This window comes from Paenibacillus sp. FSL H3-0457, from assembly GCF_037981725.1.
Lineage (GTDB): Bacteria > Bacillota > Bacilli > Paenibacillales > Paenibacillaceae > Paenibacillus > Paenibacillus amylolyticus.
The window spans coordinates 5,778,545-5,797,407 of the sequence record NZ_CP150283.1 but is presented as its reverse complement, the minus strand read 5'-3'; the positions used below and the strand labels follow the sequence as shown (position 1 = coordinate 5,797,407).

General features: G+C 38.6%; 19 protein-coding genes. 17 read left to right on the top strand and 2 right to left on the bottom strand.

Going from position 1 to position 18,863, the window contains the following annotated elements; translation table 11 throughout:
• Positions 1-43 precede the first annotated feature (43 nt).
• Complete coding sequence (locus MHH25_RS25685) at positions 44-442, top strand: DoxX family protein (protein ID WP_024634146.1); 399 nt, start codon at positions 44-46, stop codon at positions 440-442.
• A gap of 350 nt (positions 443-792) precedes the next feature.
• The gene (locus MHH25_RS25680; protein WP_340018513.1) at positions 793-2,376 is read left to right on the top strand and encodes a peptide chain release factor 3; all 1,584 of its coding nucleotides are present in this window, start codon (positions 793-795) and stop codon (positions 2,374-2,376) included.
• A gap of 228 nt (positions 2,377-2,604) precedes the next feature.
• Here the strand turns inward: MHH25_RS25680 and sspI are convergent, their stop codons facing one another.
• Positions 2,605-2,838 carry a small acid-soluble spore protein SspI gene (gene sspI / locus MHH25_RS25675; RefSeq protein ID WP_017692323.1) on the bottom strand — a complete coding sequence of 78 codons (234 nt, stop codon included), beginning with the start codon at positions 2,836-2,838 and terminating at the stop codon, positions 2,605-2,607.
• Between the two features lie 128 nt (positions 2,839-2,966).
• Between sspI and MHH25_RS25670 the strand changes: the two genes are divergently transcribed.
• The 3 genes from MHH25_RS25670 (at position 2,967) to MHH25_RS25660 (ending at position 4,949) form a co-directional block, all read left to right on the top strand.
• Entirely contained in the window at positions 2,967-3,668 is a 702-nt protein-coding gene (locus MHH25_RS25670) for a TrkA family potassium uptake protein (protein WP_076254620.1), read from the top strand.
• A 26-nt stretch (positions 3,669-3,694) separates the two neighbouring features.
• Positions 3,695-4,483 (top strand): RNA methyltransferase, encoded by a 789-nt coding sequence (locus MHH25_RS25665; protein WP_340018512.1) that lies wholly within the window; start codon positions 3,695-3,697, stop codon positions 4,481-4,483.
• A gap of 199 nt (positions 4,484-4,682) precedes the next feature.
• Positions 4,683-4,949, top strand: coding sequence for a helix-turn-helix transcriptional regulator (locus MHH25_RS25660; protein ID WP_340018511.1), 267 nt, complete (start codon positions 4,683-4,685; stop codon positions 4,947-4,949).
• A 595-nt stretch (positions 4,950-5,544) separates the two neighbouring features.
• Here MHH25_RS25660 and MHH25_RS25655 read toward each other — a convergent pair.
• Positions 5,545-6,438, bottom strand: a complete 894-nt coding sequence (locus MHH25_RS25655) for a LysR family transcriptional regulator (protein WP_340018510.1) — start codon at positions 6,436-6,438, stop codon at positions 5,545-5,547.
• Between the two features lie 292 nt (positions 6,439-6,730).
• On the opposite strand from MHH25_RS25655, the gene MHH25_RS25650 reads away from it, so the two are divergent.
• The 12 genes from MHH25_RS25650 (at position 6,731) to MHH25_RS25595 (ending at position 18,858) form a co-directional block, all read left to right on the top strand.
• Positions 6,731-7,171 (top strand): DMT family transporter, encoded by a 441-nt coding sequence (locus MHH25_RS25650; RefSeq protein WP_076328939.1) that lies wholly within the window; start codon positions 6,731-6,733, stop codon positions 7,169-7,171.
• 22 nt (positions 7,172-7,193) lie between these two features.
• Positions 7,194-8,663, top strand: coding sequence for a glycoside hydrolase family 1 protein (locus MHH25_RS25645; protein WP_340018509.1), 1,470 nt, complete (start codon positions 7,194-7,196; stop codon positions 8,661-8,663).
• Positions 8,664-8,738: 75 nt separating this feature from the next.
• Positions 8,739-10,583: a beta-glucoside-specific PTS transporter subunit IIABC gene (locus tag MHH25_RS25640; RefSeq protein ID WP_340018508.1), complete on the top strand. Its 1,845-nt coding sequence runs from the start codon at positions 8,739-8,741 to the stop codon at positions 10,581-10,583.
• An 836-nt stretch (positions 10,584-11,419) separates the two neighbouring features.
• The gene (locus MHH25_RS25635; protein WP_340018507.1) at positions 11,420-12,232 is read left to right on the top strand and encodes a MerR family transcriptional regulator; all 813 of its coding nucleotides are present in this window, start codon (positions 11,420-11,422) and stop codon (positions 12,230-12,232) included.
• A 74-nt stretch (positions 12,233-12,306) separates the two neighbouring features.
• A complete protein-coding gene (locus MHH25_RS25630) occupies positions 12,307-12,990 on the top strand; it encodes a DUF554 domain-containing protein (protein WP_340018506.1) in 684 nt (227 codons plus the stop codon).
• 198 nt (positions 12,991-13,188) lie between these two features.
• Complete coding sequence (locus MHH25_RS25625; RefSeq protein ID WP_076328944.1) at positions 13,189-13,401, top strand: response regulator; 213 nt, start codon at positions 13,189-13,191, stop codon at positions 13,399-13,401.
• Positions 13,402-13,601: 200 nt separating this feature from the next.
• Positions 13,602-13,958, top strand: a complete 357-nt coding sequence (locus tag MHH25_RS25620; RefSeq protein WP_076328945.1) for a DoxX family protein — start codon at positions 13,602-13,604, stop codon at positions 13,956-13,958.
• Positions 13,959-13,987: 29 nt separating this feature from the next.
• A complete protein-coding gene (locus MHH25_RS25615; RefSeq protein ID WP_076328946.1) occupies positions 13,988-14,755 on the top strand; it encodes a pirin family protein in 768 nt (255 codons plus the stop codon).
• Positions 14,756-14,799: 44 nt separating this feature from the next.
• A complete protein-coding gene (locus tag MHH25_RS25610; RefSeq protein WP_076328947.1) occupies positions 14,800-15,252 on the top strand; it encodes a MarR family transcriptional regulator in 453 nt (150 codons plus the stop codon).
• A gap of 65 nt (positions 15,253-15,317) precedes the next feature.
• Positions 15,318-16,373 (top strand): LLM class flavin-dependent oxidoreductase, encoded by a 1,056-nt coding sequence (locus tag MHH25_RS25605; protein WP_340018505.1) that lies wholly within the window; start codon positions 15,318-15,320, stop codon positions 16,371-16,373.
• A gap of 817 nt (positions 16,374-17,190) precedes the next feature.
• Positions 17,191-17,427 carry a hypothetical protein gene (locus MHH25_RS25600; RefSeq protein ID WP_340018504.1) on the top strand — a complete coding sequence of 79 codons (237 nt, stop codon included), beginning with the start codon at positions 17,191-17,193 and terminating at the stop codon, positions 17,425-17,427.
• Positions 17,428-17,439: 12 nt separating this feature from the next.
• A complete protein-coding gene (locus tag MHH25_RS25595) occupies positions 17,440-18,858 on the top strand; it encodes a DUF6119 family protein (RefSeq protein WP_340018503.1) in 1,419 nt (472 codons plus the stop codon).
• Positions 18,859-18,863 lie beyond the last annotated feature (5 nt).

Here is an 18,863-nt window from a genome sequence, read left to right as displayed (position 1 = left end):
AGAATACTATTTTGTATATATCGAATGGAGGAAAAAGAAAATGATGTTGGATGTAGGGTTGTTGTTGATTCGTTTGGTGATTGGATTGTCGTTCATGGCGCACGGAGCTCAAAAGCTGTTTGGTTGGTTCGGAGGTTACGGGATCAAGGGTACAGGCGGCTGGTTTGAGTCGATGGGCATGAAGCCAGGTGCATTGGTGGCGTTACTGGCTGGACTCGCGGAATTCGGTGGCGGATTGCTGTTGGCTCTAGGTCTGCTCACACCGGTAGGTGGCATTCTGATTGCATTGACGATGGTCATTGCGATTGTGAAAGTCCATGGCGCGAACGGATACTGGTCCACACAGAACGGATTCGAATATAATCTCGCGATTCTGGTGATTGGTGTAGCGCTGGCATTGACAGGTGGCGGACAATACGCGCTGGATGCATTGATTTTCTAAAACCATAAATAAAAATGAATGAGGAGTGCCTGGATGCCATGGAAATGGCTGAAGGGTGCTTTTTTTTGCAAGGGAAAAGAGAAGAATCTGCGGTAGTAATCGGTTATTTTCGGTACAGATTATGGTACAATAGGAGAGTTGGGTTAAGAAGCAGTTCACGGTATACATGAAAGCACAGATTTGAGGAGGATGAACTCCATTGTAAATGTGTAAAATTAATCTAGTGTGTAAATACCTAGTACGTAAAAACTGATGTACAATCAACCGGCCTCGCCGGATTGCATAAAGATTGAATGATGGACCGGCCATGCCGGATTAACGTGAATGAACGGACGAAAGGGATTAAACCTATGAGCAAAGCTGCAAATGAAATTCTTCAACAGGAAGTGGACAAACGCCGGACGTTTGCCATCATCTCTCACCCGGATGCGGGTAAAACTACATTAACCGAGAAACTGTTGCTGTTCGGGGGCGCGATTCGCCTTGCGGGAACGGTAAAAGCTCGGAAAGCCAGCAAACACGCAACAAGTGACTGGATGGAAATTGAGAAACAACGGGGGATCTCGGTTACCTCTTCCGTAATGCAATTTGATTATCTGGATCATCGCGTCAACATTTTGGATACACCGGGTCACCAGGATTTCAGTGAAGATACGTATCGTACACTGACGGCTGCCGATAGCGCGGTGATGTTGATTGACGTGGCAAAAGGTGTCGAGGCACAAACGATCAAGTTGTTCCAGGTATGTGCGAAGCGTGGCATTCCAATCTTTACGTTTATCAACAAACTCGACCGTGAGGGTAAAAGCCCATTTGACCTGATGGAAGAACTTGAAAATGTACTGGGTATTCGTTCGGTTCCGATGAACTGGCCTATTGGTACAGGTCGCGAGCTGTGTGGTGTCTATGACCGGATGAAAAATCAGGTGGAATTGTTCCAAGGGGACGATCACTCAACGATCAAAGTACAAAAGGTAGATGGCTACAAAGATCCGATTATCCGTGAGATGGCAGGAGAATACCTGCATGATCAATTGTGTCAGGATCTGGAGTTGCTGGATATTGCGGGCGACCAATTCGACATGGAGAAAGTTCAACGCGGCGAATTGACACCTATTTTCTTCGGTAGTGCGATTAACAATTTCGGCGTACAGACTTTCCTGGAGAACTTCCTGGAACTGGCACCGAAGCCTGAACCACGTCGTAGTACGGCAGGAGAGATTCAGCCAACAAATGAGAAATTCAGCGGTTATGTGTTCAAGATTCAGGCAAACATGAACCCGGCACACCGGGATCGTATTGCGTTCCTGCGTATTGTGTCAGGCAAGTTCCAACGTGGAATGAGTGTGAAGCATACTCGTGTGGGCAAAGAAATCAAGCTGTCACAGCCACAGCAATTCCTGGCACAAGACCGGGATATTGTCGAAGAGGCATATGCTGGCGATATTATCGGTTTGTTCGATCCAGGTATCTTCCGGATTGGCGATTCACTGAGCCAAGGCAGCGAGATTGTCTTTGAGGAGTTGCCAACGTTCTCACCAGAGATTTTCGCCAAAGTTACCGTGAAAAATGCATTGAAACATAAACAGTACCAAAAAGGAATTGATCAGTTGACGGAGGAAGGAACCATTCAGGTGTTCCAGACGGCAAGTTTCGACGAGACTATCCTCGGCGTAATTGGTCAACTACAGTTCGAGGTATTTGAATACCGGATGAAAGGCGAGTATGGGGTAGACGTACTATTACAACGCATGCCTTATCAGTTCGCTCGCTGGATCGTGGACGAGAATCTGGACCCAAGCAAATTCCGGATTAACTCTGCGCTTGTCAAAGATAAAAAAGGGAATTATGTGGTGCTCTTCGAAAATGAGTATGCAATGAGAACGGCTATGGATAAAAATCCTACAGCTCAATTCCTGGAGACTGCGCCTTAAGTGAAGACGGAAGTCTTTCGTGGGAATTGTTAAAAAATTAGTTAAACGTGAAAAGCTCATGTGATGAGATAGCTTGTTAAAAATAAGATCCCTCCGCCAATCGTGGCGGAGGGATCTATTGCTATACACCTTACTTAGAGGCGGGTATGATCCAGCCGAATAAGGGAAAGCTTTCTTTTGCAGACAGAACAAACGTAATGATGGTTACCTTACCCTCCACTGCTTCGATTAGCTAAGCGGTTGGACGGGAATGGTGTGCAGATGCTCTTGCGCGATTTGAATCAGTTCTTCCTGCTTGGCAGGTTCTGTGTTCTTCCAGATCATCTCGAAAATGGCGCCAAGTCCAGGTAATGCAGCTTCCGGTCCATCTACTGAACCTTCAATCATCTCCCGGAGCTGATCATCACTCTTGTCATGAACTTTATGAACAATCGCTTCACGCAGGCTTAATGTAATGGGCATCGCAATTCCCTCCTCGTATATTCGGCTGCTCTAATACTGTTCCCTGGGAAGCGCGAGCGCATTCAAGTTTATCGGGCTTTGTGGTATACTACGAAGGATTATTTACGTTAGCATGGGTATCCGTAATGATGCGTCATGCTGAAGAGCAGCGGGAGGTTAAGACCCTAATGGCCAAGAAACAGTATGCCGTAATTGGTATGGGACGATTCGGATCAAGTGTTGCCAATGCACTGAGTGGCATGGGATTCGACGTGCTGGCAATTGATGCGGACGAGCAGCGGACTCAGGAAATGTCCAATGTGGTGACCCATGCGGTATCGGCAGATTCAACAGATGAAGAAGCGCTGCGTGCGCTGGGCATACGGAATTTCGACGTTGTCGTTGTGGCGATTGGTGAAGATATACAGGCGAGTATTCTGACAACCCTGATATTGAAAGATATGGGTGTACCCGTTCTGATCGTAAAAGCCCAAAATGAGCTTCATGGTAAGGTATTGCAGAAGATTGGGGCGGATAAAGTCATCTATCCTGAGCGGGATATGGGACTGCGCGTAGCCCATCATCTGACCTCGCCTAATATACTGGATTACATCGAGTTATCTGAGGATTACAGCATTTTGGAGATGAGAGCCTCCGAGCAAATGATCGGTAAAAACCTGATGGAATTAAACATCCGTGCACGTTTTGGTTGTAACGTGATGGCGATCCGCAGTGGGAACTCGATGAACATCTCGCCGTACGCTGAGGATCGGATCGAAGCTGGAGATGTGCTGATCATTGTGGGTCACAAGGATCATTTGACGAAAATGGAGCTTGCGTATCCGAAGTGATGGATGCAGATGGGAAGGATGGAAAGATGGATATTGTATCACCGCAAAATACACGTGTAAAAGAATGGGCGCAGTTGCTGGAGAAAAAGCATCGTACCCGTCAACATAAATATATCATTGAGGGCATTCATCTTGTACAGGAAGCACTACGTGCCGGAGCAAATCTGGAGTGTATCGTGTACGATGGAGAGCAAGGCGTACCGAATGAGCTTGCCGGGCTTGAAAACCCGCTTCAGCGTGTGGAGTGGGTCAGTGTATCTCCAGCGGTTATCGCCAAATGTACGGATACAATGACTCCACAGCCTGTATTCGCGATTGTGCGTAAAGGCAGTGAGCCACTGGAAAGCCTGATTACCGGAGCGCGCGGGCTTGTTGTGGTGCTGGACGGAGTGCAAGACCCGGGTAATGTGGGGACGATCATCCGTAGTGCGGACGCAGCTGGAGCAGCGGGGGTTGTACTTGGCGTGGGCTGTGCTGATGTGTATAACCCGAAGACGATTCGTTCGACGATGGGGTCATTGTTTCATTTGCCCATTGTGGAGGGCCAGTTGGAATCTTTGCTTCCCGAAGCGAAGGCTGCGGGCGTGAAGCTGGTTAGTACTTCTTTGCAGGCAGAGCATTCATGTTATAGTTATGATTTTACGCAGTCGGTATGGCTTGTGATCGGTAACGAAGGCAAAGGCATTTCGGATGCTACGGCACGTTTGGTAGATGATGCGATTACGATCCCGATGCAGGGACAGGCAGAGTCGCTTAACGCGGCAATGGCGGCGACGATTTTGTTGTTTGAGGCGATGAGACAGCGGATGTTATAGGTAGTGATATAACTCAAATTTTGTGGTTTATATCATTGAATGAGACAACTTATAACATAAAATGAGACAACATAAATACGCGGATAAATATATTCTCAAGTTCTGTTAATCGTCTAATTAAATTCTCTTGTTTTTATATGATTTAGTAAGATAAACCTCCTGCTGATAACAAACTTAATAACTAACACGAACAGTCCCCATGAATAGTAATAATTCTTCGGGGACTGTTTGTACTTTATGGACAGATCGTGACAGTAATAATGAAGAGCATAGGAAAAAAATGAAATATATTATAAAGTTGGACAAGCTTAATCAAACTGAGTTTTCTCAGATAATTGGTGTGTCTCAGGGAGCATTAAATGATTTAGAAAAAGATAAATATAAACCCTCTTTGGAAACGGTAGTTACCTTGAAGGAAAAATTTGATGTTGATCTGGATTCGTTTCTTTTTGATAATGTGCGATAGTTTCAAACTCAGAAAGATTTAATGTGAGATTAAATGAGATAGAATCAAATTTAATTTCAGGCTTTCGAAGGCTTAACGTGGAAGATAAACAAGAAGTAGAAGGGATTTTAGAATTAAAGTTAAAACGATATAATGCTCCATAATAATCAAATGATTTATTACCTTATTACTGTTGGATCATGTTCAGAGTAGAGTATTAAAAAGCTAGATATTACACTAAATTGCTGTTGTAGAGTATTCAGCGAAAAAAAGGATAATACAACAAAAAAAGTCGCTGTAATAGCGACTTTTTTTGTTGTATAAGTATTAGTAATTGTAACGGTTGAAAAAGTGCAAGAACCAAAGGTTTAAATAAAACATTAAAAAGTAGCTATTCTATCCTAATAGTAAATAGCGATGGAGCCCTTAATACACTTGTAGTGTAAATAATTCTACATTCATTTTGTTAAAAATGAATGTAGAATTGGAGACCATATGCTACCATCGCAGGAACGTCCTATCCCTTTATTTTATTATAGCTATAGAATCTCTTAGTTATGAAAATGGTTATGCAATAAAATTACTATTTAGCGTCTTTCAGTAATTATAAAAAAACTTAAATGTGAGAACTCTGGAAAAGTTCTATGAATTTTCTGGCGGCTGAGCTTAGAGGGAAATTATTTTTCACAGCTATGCTTAGATGCCTCTTTGGGATATTTTCCTTCACAGGTATGATAAATAATTCTTCGCGTTCTACATATTGATGAATGAAATCTTCAATGACACATGAAACACCCAATCCCTTTCTTGCAAACTCAATTAGCAATTCCATCGTACTCAATTCAGCTTTAGGAGTTACTTTTAACTTATATGAAGCAAAAACATTGTCAATGTAATTTCGAGTGTTTAGTCCCTTTTGAAGTAAATTGATGGGATGATTAGATACTAACCCCTGAAGTGATATTGCCTTCTGACTTAGTTCTCTAAACCTCTCTCCGACCACAAAACAATCTTGTATTTCTATTTTTCCGATCACAGATAATGAATCTTGTTTTACATCTAAATTAATAATGCCAATATCGACTTCACCTGATTCTAACTGTTTAACCGTGGTATACGTAGATTGGTCTTTAATATATATCTCAATGTTAGGATATGACAAAGAGTAGGATTCTATATATTTCATCAAAAAATTACTACAGGCGGTAGTACTGACAGCTAATCGAAGTTCGCCAGCATCCAAATTATTAAACTCCTCAAATTTTCGTTCGGCTGCTTGTAACAGTTCGTAGCTTTGTTCCACGTATTGAAAAAGAATTTTCCCTTCAGAAGTCAAAGTTACACCTTGAGCCTTTCGGTGAAATAATTGTCTTCCCATTTTACTTTCTAAAAGTTTTATCGACTGGCTTACGGCCGACTGGGAAGTAAATAATTCTTTTGCTGCATTAGACATACTCCCAGCTTTAACAGTGATATAAAAAACCTTATACAGTTCAAAGTTTATATTCATATAAGTATCCAGTATACCTCCCATACTAATTATTAATTTTACTTATTCTTATCTCTGGATTATACTCGGATTGTTAGAAAATAATCAATGGTTAAATCAATATCAATCACTCCAGTATAGTCCTGAGATTACACGGGTTATCCATTAATCAATAGATATTTGATTTCTTTCTTTAAGGAGTAAAAAGTGCTACTCGAGTTGTGAAAGTATGAATGAATGGATATTATTGAGAACGTTTAACTTGTCCCGATGCTGGAGTGATTCATTCTCTGAACGAAAGGAAAACACAATAATGGCAATATTTTTTATGATATTTGCATTACTGGCTGGCATGGCATTGCCCACCCAGTTCAGTGTGAATTCTCAGTTAAGAACTGTTGTTGGTTCACCCATTACAGCTTCAGCCATTTCATTCACAGTAGGAGCAGTTTCTCTAATAATTATTTCTTTTTTCACGAGAGGGCCATTGGTAAAGAAAGAATGGTTGGAAGCTCCCTTGTGGATGTGGACAGGGGGACTCTTAGGAGCCTTTTACGTCTTGGCAACAACAATCCTTATGCCCAGAATCGGAGTGGCGGCTACTGTGGGATACGTATTGGCAGGGCAGGTTATTATCTCTATTATTATTGATCATTTCGGATTAGTCGGAGCTACAATGCATGCCATAAATCTTCCCCGAATGGTGGGAGCATTGTTGGTTATTGCTGGAGTTATAATTGTACAAAAATTTTGAATTAGTATTGTGAGGGAAGTGTATGAGTGATATAAGAGAAGATTTTTTATGGGGAGGAGCTATTGCTGCTAACCAAGTCGAAGGCGCATTTCAGAGAGATGGAAGAGGTCTAAGCACTGCTGACATTCAACCATTTGTACCTGGTGCTAAGCCCACCGAGTTGCATTTCAATGAGATGGATTCAGAAATGTATGAACGCTATAAAAACGGCTCTTATTATTACCCTAAACGTCAAGGGGTGCATTTTTATGATCGCTATCAAGAATATATCGATGTGTTAGCTGAAATGCATGTGAAAACATTACGATTATCCATTTCATGGAGTAGAATTTATCCGAATGGGGATGATGAATTCCCAAATGAACAAGGTTTAGCCTTCTATGATCAATTGTTCGATTATATGAAACAAAAGAATATTGAGCCAATTGTCACCATGTTCCATTATGAAATGCCGTTACACTTGGTTGAGCGATATGGAGGTTGGGTGAACCCCAAACTCATTGATTATTTTGTGAAGTATGGACAAACTTTGATAGAAAGATTTCAGAAAAAAGTGAAGTACTGGATCATTATTAATCAGATTAACTTAGTACACAAAGAAGCTTTTGCTTCACTTGGCATACTGAAGGATAAAGTCGATCACTACGAACAGGCAAAATTCCAGGCTATTCACCATCAGTTTGTTGCTTCATCAAAAATAACTCAGTATGGGCACAAAATAAATTCAAACCTTCAGTTAGGTGTGATGTTAGCGGACACGTTAACCACAGCGTACTCATGTGAGCCTGAAGATGTGAAGTTAAGCTTTAAACGGAACCGGATGCAATATTTTTATAGCGATGTCCTCATTCGAGGAGAATATCCTGATTACGCTTACGCTTACTTTGAAGAAAATGGTATTCAGTTGAACATTGATGAAAAAGAGAAGGAGCTTCTCAGGAATAACACAGCGGACTTCCTTGCTGTATCCTACTATTGGTCCAATACGGTCAAGGCAAGTGAAAATACAATGGATCCGAATACAACCGTCAAGAATCCCCATCTAAAAGCGAATCGTTGGGGCTGGTCTATCAATGCAACCGGACTTTATTTCTGCATGTCTAACTATTGGGATAGATATCATGTTCCGATGATGATCGCAGAAAACGGTATTGGTTTCAAAGATATATTAACGGAAGATAATTTTGTTCACGATGACTATCGTATTGAGTATCATAAGGATCACATTTCCGCCATGTTAGAAGCAATACATGATGGCGCAGACATATTTGCTTATTGTTCATGGGCACCCTTCGATATCATCAGTGCAGGTACTGCAGAAATGAGTAAACGTTATGGCTTCATTTATGTGGATTACGATGATGAGGGAAAGGGTAGTGGACAATTCCATTACAAAGATAGTTTTTACTGGTATAAGCAGCTTATTGATTCAAACGGTAAAGATTATTCCCATCCAAGTGTGAATAGTTTAAATGACAATAAATCAAAATGATTAAGACATCCCGGATCATCTTTGTTTAATGGAATAAACAAAGATGATCCGGAAAGTTGAACCGGGGGGAAAACAATGAGTCATCAAAAGTTGGCAAAAGAAATCCTTGAGGGCGTAGGCGGTAAAGAAAATGTGAATGCTGTTTGGCATTGTGCCACAAGACTACGTTTTAAACTTAAGGATGTCAATGCTGCAGATACGAAAAAAATTGAAGAAACAGATGGAGTCATCACTGTTGTAAATAGTGTAGGGCAATATCAGGTTGTTGTTGGTAACTCTGTGGCTCAAGTCTTTGAAGAACTTACTTCGTTGCCTGGAATGGATACACATATTTCTTCTAACTCTGAAAGCGCTTCAGAGGAGGGGGATAAAAAATTTAATCCAATAAGCCAATTGATGGATTTCGTTTCTGCTGTATTTACTCCTTTCCTTGGAGCATTAGCGGGTGCAGGGATTCTGAAAGGAATCTTAGCTTTGGTGATAACACTAAACTGGTTGTCTAGTGAAAGTGGCGCATATAAAGTATGGAATGCAGCAAGTGATGCAATTTTTTATTTCTTACCTATATTCTTGGCCTTTACAGCGGCCAAAAAGTTAAGAGTGAATCAATTCGTAGCTGTTTCCTTAGCTGGGGCACTGATTCACCCCTCCTTGGTAGAAGTAGTTACAAAATCACAAACACTTGATTTCTTTGGTATACCTCTTGTACCGATTACTTACACAGCTTCCGTATTTCCCATTTTGTTGTCTATCTGGGGCCTTTCCTACCTGGAACCATTCTTGAATAAAATTTTCCCGGAGTCAATTCGGAATATGTTGACTCCACTGGCTTCGTTGGTAATGATGTTACCATTAACCTTGGCCCTTATTGGCCCCGTAGGAACACAAATTAGCGATGTATTTGCGTGGATATTGCTTGGAGTTTATGGTTTTTCTCCACTGTTGGCTGGGTTAGTATTAGGTGCTTTCCACCAATCGATCGTAATCTTTGGAGTACATTGGGCACTTATTACACTTATGATTAACAACGTCGCTAACCAAGGATACGACCAATGGTTACCTATTGTATGTGCAGCAGTACTTTCTCAAGCTGGAGCAGCACTCGGTGTGTTCTTGAAAACCAAAGATAAAAAGCTAAAAGGTTTATCGGGCTCTGCTGCCCTCACAGCTATTTTTGGGATCACAGAACCGGCAATCTACGGTGTAACTTTGAAATTAAAACGCCCATTCTACTGTGCCATGATAGCTGCCGGTATTGGTGGAGCAGTGATTGGTTCTTTCGAAGTTCATGCATCCACGTTCACATTCCCAAGTTTGTTAGCGATTCCAACCTATTTGGGAAATGGTTTTCTAGGAGAGATAATTGGATTAATTATTGCTTTCTTTGGCGCTGTTATCCTAACATACCTTTTCGGGGTATCTAATAAAAGTGAGATCATGCCCACTGTAAAAGCTCTTCCGAATGAGGTATTGGTGCCCGTGGAAGGTCAGGTAGTTTCTTTAACTAGTGTAAACGATGAAGTATTTGCTTCTGAAGCAATGGGAAAGGGAGCAGCAATAATACCATCAAGTGGAGTAGTGAGCGCACCTGTCAATGGTAAGATAAGTAGTGTGTACAAAACAGGGCATGCGATCGGTATTGTTTCGGATTCTGGAATTGAACTTTTGATTCATATTGGTATAAATACAGTGAAACTAAAAGGACAGCATTTTAAACCCGTGGTGAAGGAAAATGATCAGATTAAAATTGGGGACAAATTGGTAGAGTTTGATCTGAAACAAGTTGTAGATGCAGGCTACGATCCAACTGTAATGATTGTGGTTACAAACTCATTCAATTATGATCAGGTTCAAGTCAATTTGGATAATCCAAACTCAAATCAATTGCTACTAATAACTTCACCAGAAGCTAAAGAATGATTTAGTGTATTAATGAAATATGATATTATGGGAATCGTATAAAGCTAAGAAGAAATTGCACATTCATTCAAATTTAATTCTTTTTTGAGGGTTTGGCGTGCTCCATTATCTATTGACGGAGTTCTCGTCGAACAAGTAAATGATAATAAGAAAAGAAGGACTGCGTTTAGCACTCCTTCTTTTTATTATATTGATTTTCAAGTCATTCATTCATCTATCTAGTTTAACTGTTACAGTTATAATAAGTGGTGGATAGATTTGTTGGTTGAGATTACACAATAAAGTAGTAAACAAATGACAAGTATACAGCTAGATAGCTGAGAAAGGGGTAACGACATGGAATTAAGGAGATTCATATCCAGGCATTTAAATACTAGTCATCAAGTATGCCGTTGGATTGATTACGATGCTTAAGAAGAGTTTGTGCTAAAGAACAAAACTATATTGATCTACAAGACTAGCTAAGGTAATTTATTCTCAAGTGGTAATGGCGGATAAAATTGCGATAGTTCCGACGATACAATCCTTTGGCTAAATCCAGTAAGATATGTATGAATCGGGAGGACAAGGAATAAAGATATCCTAATCAACTTGATTAATATTTTTTCACAGACAGAGCCTAAGCACACCGAGTTTTTTTTTATAAACGCCTGAGTAGGCGTTTATTTTGATTCCGAAACTTTCGCTTTAAAAAATAATGGATGATATCAGACCGATTATATTGACTTGTTTTAAGCTAATAGCTACTATCTCAAATCCTAATCTCCAAGAAAGGTAAATTGTGAATTATAGCTTTTTTCACTTTTCAATAAGAGATTTCAAAAGGAGGTTTATATATGAAGGAATTATTCACGATAGGTGACTTATCAAAATTATTTCAAGTTAAAATTTCCACACTTAGATATTATGATGACATTGGTCTCTTGAAACCGGAATATGTGGATGAAAAAAATAATTATCGGTATTATTCAACTCAACATCTTGAAAGATTAAGTACTATAAAATATTTAAGAGCTCTCGGTTTACCGATAAACGACCTTTTAGAGTTTTTCGATTACCGTGATACGGATCGGCTAATTGAAATGTTAAAAAAGCAACAAATAGAAGTTGCTAATAAAATTAGAGAACTCGAGTTAGTAGATAAAAAAATTAAGCGACGATTGGATCAGATAGATGATGCAATAAACAAACCACTAGGCACGATTGCAGAAGTGAAGCTTCCCAAACTAAGAGTTGCCCATTTAATTCATGAATATAGACCTGATGAAGATATTGAATATCCGATTGCTGAATTGAGAAAAAACTTTAACATTGAAGGAAGTATATTTTTGGGTAAAATTGGTATATCGGTTGCTTTACAAGACATTCAATCAAATAAATTTGACAGATATAACAGTATTTTTATGATTTTAGAGGAAGGCGACATAATCCCTAAGGCGGTGACTATTCCTTCTCGGGAATATTTAAGAGTGCGTTTTAGAGGAACTCATGCCAATGCTTTTTTATTTTATGAAAAGCTACTTCTTTATAGTCGGGAACATCATTATAATATTTTAGATGATTCTATCGAAGTGACATTAATTGATTACGGAATCACTAATAGTGTGGAAAAGTACGTTACAGAAATATTATTACCTTTTAGTCGCTAACAAAATTACTTGACCCTCTAGTAACTAGAGGGTTTATTTTTTTTATAAGCTGATTATTAAAGGAGAGAAAAATAATGTTTGGAACCGTCTTTAATGTACTAATGATTATTTTAGGTAGTAGTATTGGGAGTGTTTTTAAAAAGGGGATAAAAAACGAATACCAAGAAATCTTGATGAACTCAATGGGATTAGCTGCGATAGCGCTTGGAATTAATTCGATCGTACAACATATGCCTTCTAGTAAATATCCGGTTTTGTTTATTGTTAGTCTGGCTTTAGGTGCATTAATTGGTCAGAGGTTTAACTTGGAATTGAAGTTTTCCAAAATTGTTAGCAGATTTTCGAAAGGGAATTTAGCGGAGGGATTATCTACTGCTATTTTATTATTTTGTATAGGTTCCTTATCGATACTCGGTCCGGTTGAAGCTGCTCTAAATGGTAATATGACATACTTATTTGCTAATGGAATGTTAGATTTTATCACTTCTATTGTTTTAGCTTCCACATTTGGGATAGGTATAGCATTTTCAGCTCTTGTATTATTTTGCTGGCAGGGCTCCATTTATTTAATTGCCACTTTAATAGAGAATTCTTTGAATACAGATCTTATGAATGAGATATCAATCATTGGGGGGATCCTGATATTGTGTTCTGGATTGAGCATTTTAGGAATCAAAAAGTTTAAGACGTTAAATCTGTTGCCGGCATTAGCTGTTCCTCCACTTATGTTCTTAATTCTGTTTGTTTTTAATTTGTAGAATACTAAAATAAATAGATGTAAGTATACAAAAAATGAAATTGGAATCGTAATTACTTTGCCTAAAGGTGTTGTTTATTGGGTTCAAAACGCAAATTTAGAGAAGAAGTTAGAATGGTGTATACTAACGCTGGAGTGATCTAAAAAACTACAATTCCATTTTATGTAAATAAAACAAGGGCTGAGGTGTACGATCGATTTGATTTTGTTGGATGTCAATTTGCCAGATGGATCGGGATATCAACTGTGTAGTGAAATCCGGGTAACGTCGCAAGTGCCCATTATCTTTTTGACGGAGATGAGGAGGCGAACGTCGTCGCGGGACAAGAACTTGGTTCGGTACGTACATTCGCATTTTCAGAGTAAACTGAAGTACATTTTGTTTTGGATGATAAAAATCACAATGGACTGATAATCAATTACGACGGCACACCAGCAGTATACTGATTGAATTAATAAATTTATCTTAATTAAACATAAAGCCTTCTTTCCTTCGGAGAGAAGGTTTTTAGTCTAATTAGAATTTTGTTGACACACATATAGCCTAATGTTAGGATACATATATCCTAACATTAGGATTAATAATTATAGGGTAAAGAGGAGATTGAATTTATGAGTGTTCTATCCATTGTTTTGCAAGTGATTTTAGGGTTAGGTTTTCTTATGTTTGGGTTGATGAAGTTTGGGTCCAAGCAGATGGTAGAAGGATTTAAGCACTATGGATATCCTGGAGCGTTTCGAGTGTTTACAGGGTTGATCGAAGTCATTGCAGCAGGTTTAGTTATTGCAGGTATTTGGAATGAGGGTTTAGCTGCATGGGGTGGTTTGCTCATCGTGGTAACGATGATCGGTGCGATCATGACACACATTAAAATAAAGGATCAATTGAAACAAATGCTTATGCCGATCATTTTATTAATTCTAGGGTTGGTCGTATTTCTAATCAATTACGGATCTTTGTTTGTGTGAATGGTCCGTTAAACTAAGGAGTGAGTATAATGAGAATCCAAATTATTAAACCCAAAGATCAAGCGAGTGGTCAGTTCGATGGTGGTAAAATCAAAGAACAAAAACCAATCGGTTTTTCCGGAGAAGGCTCCATCACTACTCGAGTAGGCCCCCTATTTTACTGGGCTTGGGCTCATTCTCAGGAACCAGCAGAAATCGGATTCCATCCACATCAAGGCTTCGAAATCATCACTTATGTGATCCATGGTAAGGGATATCATCGGGATACACTGGGTACGGAAAGTGTTGTACAAGAAGGAGGAGCTCAGCTCATGCAAACAGGCTCTGGTGTGCAACATGCTGAGGCGTTAAAGGAACCAACTGAAGCCTTTCAAATTTGGTTTGAACCACATCTAAGCCAAGCCGTTAAACGTACACCTATTTATTCGCAATTCGATTCTAATCAGTTTTCGTTAGTGGATATAGATGATGTCAAAATTAAAACACTCTTAGGAAACAATTCTCCTATGCAAACCGTGACTGATGCTAAAATGTGGGATGTACTTATTCCTAAGGGAACAGTATATACTCATAGCCTTTCCTTGGGTCGTACATTGGCTAGTTTAGCCATTAGAGGAGATGGAACTCTTTTGTCAGACACAATTAAAGCAACTCATTTCTCACATAAGGATTTTATTATCGTTCAATCAGAGCAAGAGGAGAGAGTAGCCATACAAGCTATTGATCAAGACCTTAGAATCTTGCTTATTGAAGTTCCGACTGAAGTTGATTATCCTTTATACAGAAAACCAAGATAACAAATACTGTTTTTTGGGAAGGTATCTAATAGGAGGTCCTGTACATGTTTCAAGGAGATGAACAAAGTCAGATAGATTTACGGCTTTTCCGTGTGTGGGTAAAGGCCAGTAAAACTGTTTTTGATGATGTTGTAAAAGATATAGAACGATACGGCATTAGTAATGAGAACTTTATGGTGCTGGAACTCCTCTACAATAAAGGACCACACACGGTCCAAAGTATAAGTGAGAAATTTTCGATCCCTAGCGGGAGTATCACATATGTAGTTGATAAGCTTGAAAAGAAAGAATTAGTAAAGCGAGAACCCAGTCCGACAGACCGTCGATCTTCAATTGTAGTCATTACAGATCAAGGCCAAAATGTATTCAAAGAGATCTTTCCTCAACACGTTGAGGTCATATCCAAAAATCTGTCTTCTATTACCAATGAAGAAAAAATACAGTTAACCGATCTTCTCAAGAAACTTGGACTAGGTGCCAGTAAGATCAACGAATGAATTGAGATGAAACCAACTTTTGGTTTCTAGGCCTCCATGGAACTCATATGGAAGGACAGACTAAGATGGAACAATATCGTATTCAACAAGAAAAAGGTATGGAGATCGGTCTCTATTCCATTGGAGATCATTTAAGCAATCCTCTCACAGGCCATCGCATCTCTGCACAGCAACGGATTAACGAATTAATCGAAACTGCCAAACTGGCTGAAGAAGCAAGACTTGATGTATTCGCAGTAGGGGAGAGTCATCAGCCGTTATTTGCAACCCAGGCACATACTGTGATCCTTGGAGCAATTGCCCAAGCAACCAAAACCATTAAAATCGCCAGCTCGGCAACAGTCCTGAGTACATCTGACCCGGTTCGAGTATATGAAGACTTTGCAACGTTGGATCTGATTTCAAATGGACGTGCGGAAATTGTAGCAGGACGTGGCTCACGTCTAGGTGCATATGAATTATTAGGTTTTGATGTGAGTAACTATGAAGAACTATTTGAAGAGAAATTGGCATTACTGCTGAAGATTAACGAAGAAGAGCGCGTTACATGGCAAGGGGAGTTCCGGGCACCATTACATCATGCCGAAATCATCCCCCAACCATTACATGGGAAAATGCCGATATGGCGTGCAGTAGGAGGACCACCGGCAAGTGCGATTAAAGCAGGTTTAGCAGGGGTACCCATGATGCTAACGACACTTGGTGGACCGTCAACAGCATTTAAAACTGCTGTAGATCGTTACCGTGAAGCTGCACGAAGTGCAGGCTTTGATCCTGCAAGATTACCCATCTCCACAACGAGTCTCATGTACGTAGCTGAAGATAGCCAAACAGCCTTACGCGAATACTACCCACATATTAATAACGCTACGGTTCAATTAAGAGGTAGTGGTTACCCTGAGCAACAATTCTTGGCTGCTACCGATTATCGAGATGCACTCATGGTGGGCTCTCCTCAGCAAATTATTGAAAAAATGTTGTATCAATACGAGATGTATGGGCAACAACGCTTCTTAGCCGAGATCGATGCGGGTGGCGTCAGTATGGATCAGATTAAAAAGAACATTGAACTACTAGCAACAATCATTATGCCTGCTGTTAAGAAACATACACAAATATAATGAATAAAGTGATGCTACTAATTTATTGTGTGATATTTGATCCAGTAAACGTTTATATCAATAACGAATTGAATATTAGCAGTGTTTGGCTGTTACTGGTAAAGAAGGCATGACTAAAATGAAATTGCATTTTCCTTATGTGAGTATGGGAAGGCATATCGTTTTGGTCTTTTTTATATCCAAATTCAGAAAGAGCTTTCGGTATTGGTTGGAAAAAGGGATAATATCGCTCGGCTTACGCACCGAGCAACCCGACTTCGGTTCGAATTGCACGACATCTCCCAAAGCAAAGACAGAAAAACTCAAAGCTCTTCCAGGCGTCATTACTGTTGTGAACAATGTTGGGATTCTTCTATCATTAGATCAATTTGTGATTACTCTTGTCAGAACGAAAGAACTAAATAATTTAGTCGAAGGTTACAAAAGATATTAAAAGAAAATATATAATTGAATATCCTCAAGCAACTTCAAAAGAATATTGAAAAATGTAATTATATCCTTCTTACTAATACCCCTGTTTATACCAGATTTTGATATATATTTAAGGAGTATGTGGTATGATTATACTAGTTTTATGAAGGGAGTAGTCTTAATGATCTACGTTATTTTCATTATGTTGTCTAAGACATAATGAATAATCATTTGTAAAATGTAAGTGAGAAATATTGTTGGTGAACTTCAGCAAAGTAAGAATTTAAAATGTGGATTTATAATGTCATTTCTTAGTGATCACCACGGAAATAAGTTATTAGAGTTTGTTAAGGTAATAAAATGTGTTCGCTCTTGGTGTGTAAATTGAATTTATGGAGATGAGAGCATGGAATTTAGTATATACAAAATAATAATTTCAAGAGATAACTACATAGAGTTTTTAACTCGAGAATATCAAATGAATAGAGTTGGTGTTGTACAAGTTGGTGAACTACAAAAGTTAATTGATAGTCAAGAGATTAAAATGAAGACTAAAATGGACTTTTTTTTTAAGACAGAAGATGAAAACACAAATATTGAATGGTTCGATTATTGGAAGGTTCATTTTCAGAATTCAGATTAGCAGACTAAAATTGTGGAATCAACATATGGAATGATTCTTATTGAAGTAGACGAATATTTATATGCAATCTCCTTAGGGAGGGCCCATAGTATCGCCAACAATTTTGCAGACATAGAGTTTGGCTTTGATATTGCAGAAATTATACACGATAGCGAAAAAATAGATGTTAAATCCGCGAAATTTTTTAAGCAATCAAAAAACAAATCTTTGACACAATATAATAGGAATTCATATGTAACAACTGAAATCGGTGAAAGTCATGAAATGCTGATTAGCAAAATTGTATTTCCTCCAAAATATTCTCAGTTCGTTTTAAGCAAGTATGAAGAAGGATTGAAATTTGGTTCCACTGTTAAAATCAATGTTCGTACATATAAGCCCCAAGAAATAATTGAGATTGTAGCGGAGCTTCATTATCTTCTGAACAATGAAGATAAAACAGGAAGTTTACCAAGGATGAATTTTGTCAAGAACAATGAGGATAATAAGCCCTTAATTTCCGATTTGAATAGTGAATTGTTAAAGGAATTGAAAGCTGAGGATTCAAAGGTTTCTCTCTCATATTTTATGGAGGATGACGGAGATATTATTATTCGACCTGCTAATGATGAAAAAATTGAAATTGTATATGCTTCAAAAAGACATCCAATTAATTCATATACTATAGAATCTATAGGTGGAAAGTTAAAGGAGATTGAGTGTGAAGACATATCAAAGGTTTCAATAAAAACTATATCAGAAAAAGATAAAAGAATTAGTTTATTGAAAATGGTAGACTTCAGTACAAATCTCCGCAATAAAGATTATTGTCTTTTCAAAGGAAGATGGGCGAGCTTTAACAAGTCATATATAGATTATATTGCTAGTGAGATTAAAAAAGTAAATCAAATATCTTCATATAATGAGGCCTATAGTCTAACAGATGATATTTTGGAGGCTGGAAGAAAGATACAATTATCTAATCCGAAAAAATATGACGGTGGTGTCAAGTACGCAGAATATCCTTTCAACATTTACTTAGAAGATAAACATCAATATACGCTTCTTGATCGTAAAAAGGGCCAACTGTTCTATAAAAATGTTGAGTTTGCAGATCTATATGATGATAAACAAAAATCTCTAATCCATCTGAAGATAGGCGAGACTTCATCTTTAAGATATTGTATTCAACAGTCTCTCCATAGTGCTGAACTATACAATTCGCAGGGTAACGTATTAAATCCTTATGGGATTAATGAAATTAAAAAAATATCCATGATATTTATAGTTACTACATCAAATCTAATAGGAAAAGAAAAACAAATTGATTTCAGTAAAAATGCTTCAATATATTTTAAAATTGAAATAATTGAATGGTTAACGACAGTTAGGTCACTCGGATTCACTCCTGAAATTATAGTGGCTAAGGATCTGAGAGTGTTCAAAAAATAGTGAAC

Excerpts from the sequence above, each read along its gene's own strand:
- MHH25_RS25635 (WP_340018507.1), top strand. The coding sequence starts at position 11,420 with ATGAAGGAATTATTCACGATAGGTGACTTATCAAAATTATTTCAAGTT.
- MHH25_RS25640 (WP_340018508.1), top strand. The coding sequence starts at position 8,739 with ATGAGTCATCAAAAGTTGGCAAAAGAAATCCTTGAGGGCGTAGGCGGT.
- MHH25_RS25655 (WP_340018510.1), bottom strand. The coding sequence starts at position 6,438 with ATGAATATAAACTTTGAACTGTATAAGGTTTTTTATATCACTGTTAAA.
- MHH25_RS25620 (WP_076328945.1), top strand. The coding sequence starts at position 13,602 with ATGAGTGTTCTATCCATTGTTTTGCAAGTGATTTTAGGGTTAGGTTTT.
- MHH25_RS25630 (WP_340018506.1), top strand. The coding sequence starts at position 12,307 with ATGTTTGGAACCGTCTTTAATGTACTAATGATTATTTTAGGTAGTAGT.
- MHH25_RS25685 (WP_024634146.1), top strand. The coding sequence starts at position 44 with ATGTTGGATGTAGGGTTGTTGTTGATTCGTTTGGTGATTGGATTGTCG.
- MHH25_RS25610 (WP_076328947.1), top strand. The coding sequence starts at position 14,800 with ATGTTTCAAGGAGATGAACAAAGTCAGATAGATTTACGGCTTTTCCGT.
- MHH25_RS25600 (WP_340018504.1), top strand. The coding sequence starts at position 17,191 with ATGGAATTTAGTATATACAAAATAATAATTTCAAGAGATAACTACATA.
- MHH25_RS25665 (WP_340018512.1), top strand. The coding sequence starts at position 3,695 with ATGGATATTGTATCACCGCAAAATACACGTGTAAAAGAATGGGCGCAG.
- MHH25_RS25670 (WP_076254620.1), top strand. The coding sequence starts at position 2,967 with ATGCGTCATGCTGAAGAGCAGCGGGAGGTTAAGACCCTAATGGCCAAG.
- MHH25_RS25650 (WP_076328939.1), top strand. The coding sequence starts at position 6,731 with ATGGCAATATTTTTTATGATATTTGCATTACTGGCTGGCATGGCATTG.
- MHH25_RS25660 (WP_340018511.1), top strand. The coding sequence starts at position 4,683 with ATGAATAGTAATAATTCTTCGGGGACTGTTTGTACTTTATGGACAGAT.
- MHH25_RS25605 (WP_340018505.1), top strand. The coding sequence starts at position 15,318 with ATGGAACAATATCGTATTCAACAAGAAAAAGGTATGGAGATCGGTCTC.
- MHH25_RS25645 (WP_340018509.1), top strand. The coding sequence starts at position 7,194 with ATGAGTGATATAAGAGAAGATTTTTTATGGGGAGGAGCTATTGCTGCT.
- MHH25_RS25615 (WP_076328946.1), top strand. The coding sequence starts at position 13,988 with ATGAGAATCCAAATTATTAAACCCAAAGATCAAGCGAGTGGTCAGTTC.
- sspI (WP_017692323.1), bottom strand. The coding sequence starts at position 2,838 with ATGCCCATTACATTAAGCCTGCGTGAAGCGATTGTTCATAAAGTTCAT.
- MHH25_RS25680 (WP_340018513.1), top strand. The coding sequence starts at position 793 with ATGAGCAAAGCTGCAAATGAAATTCTTCAACAGGAAGTGGACAAACGC.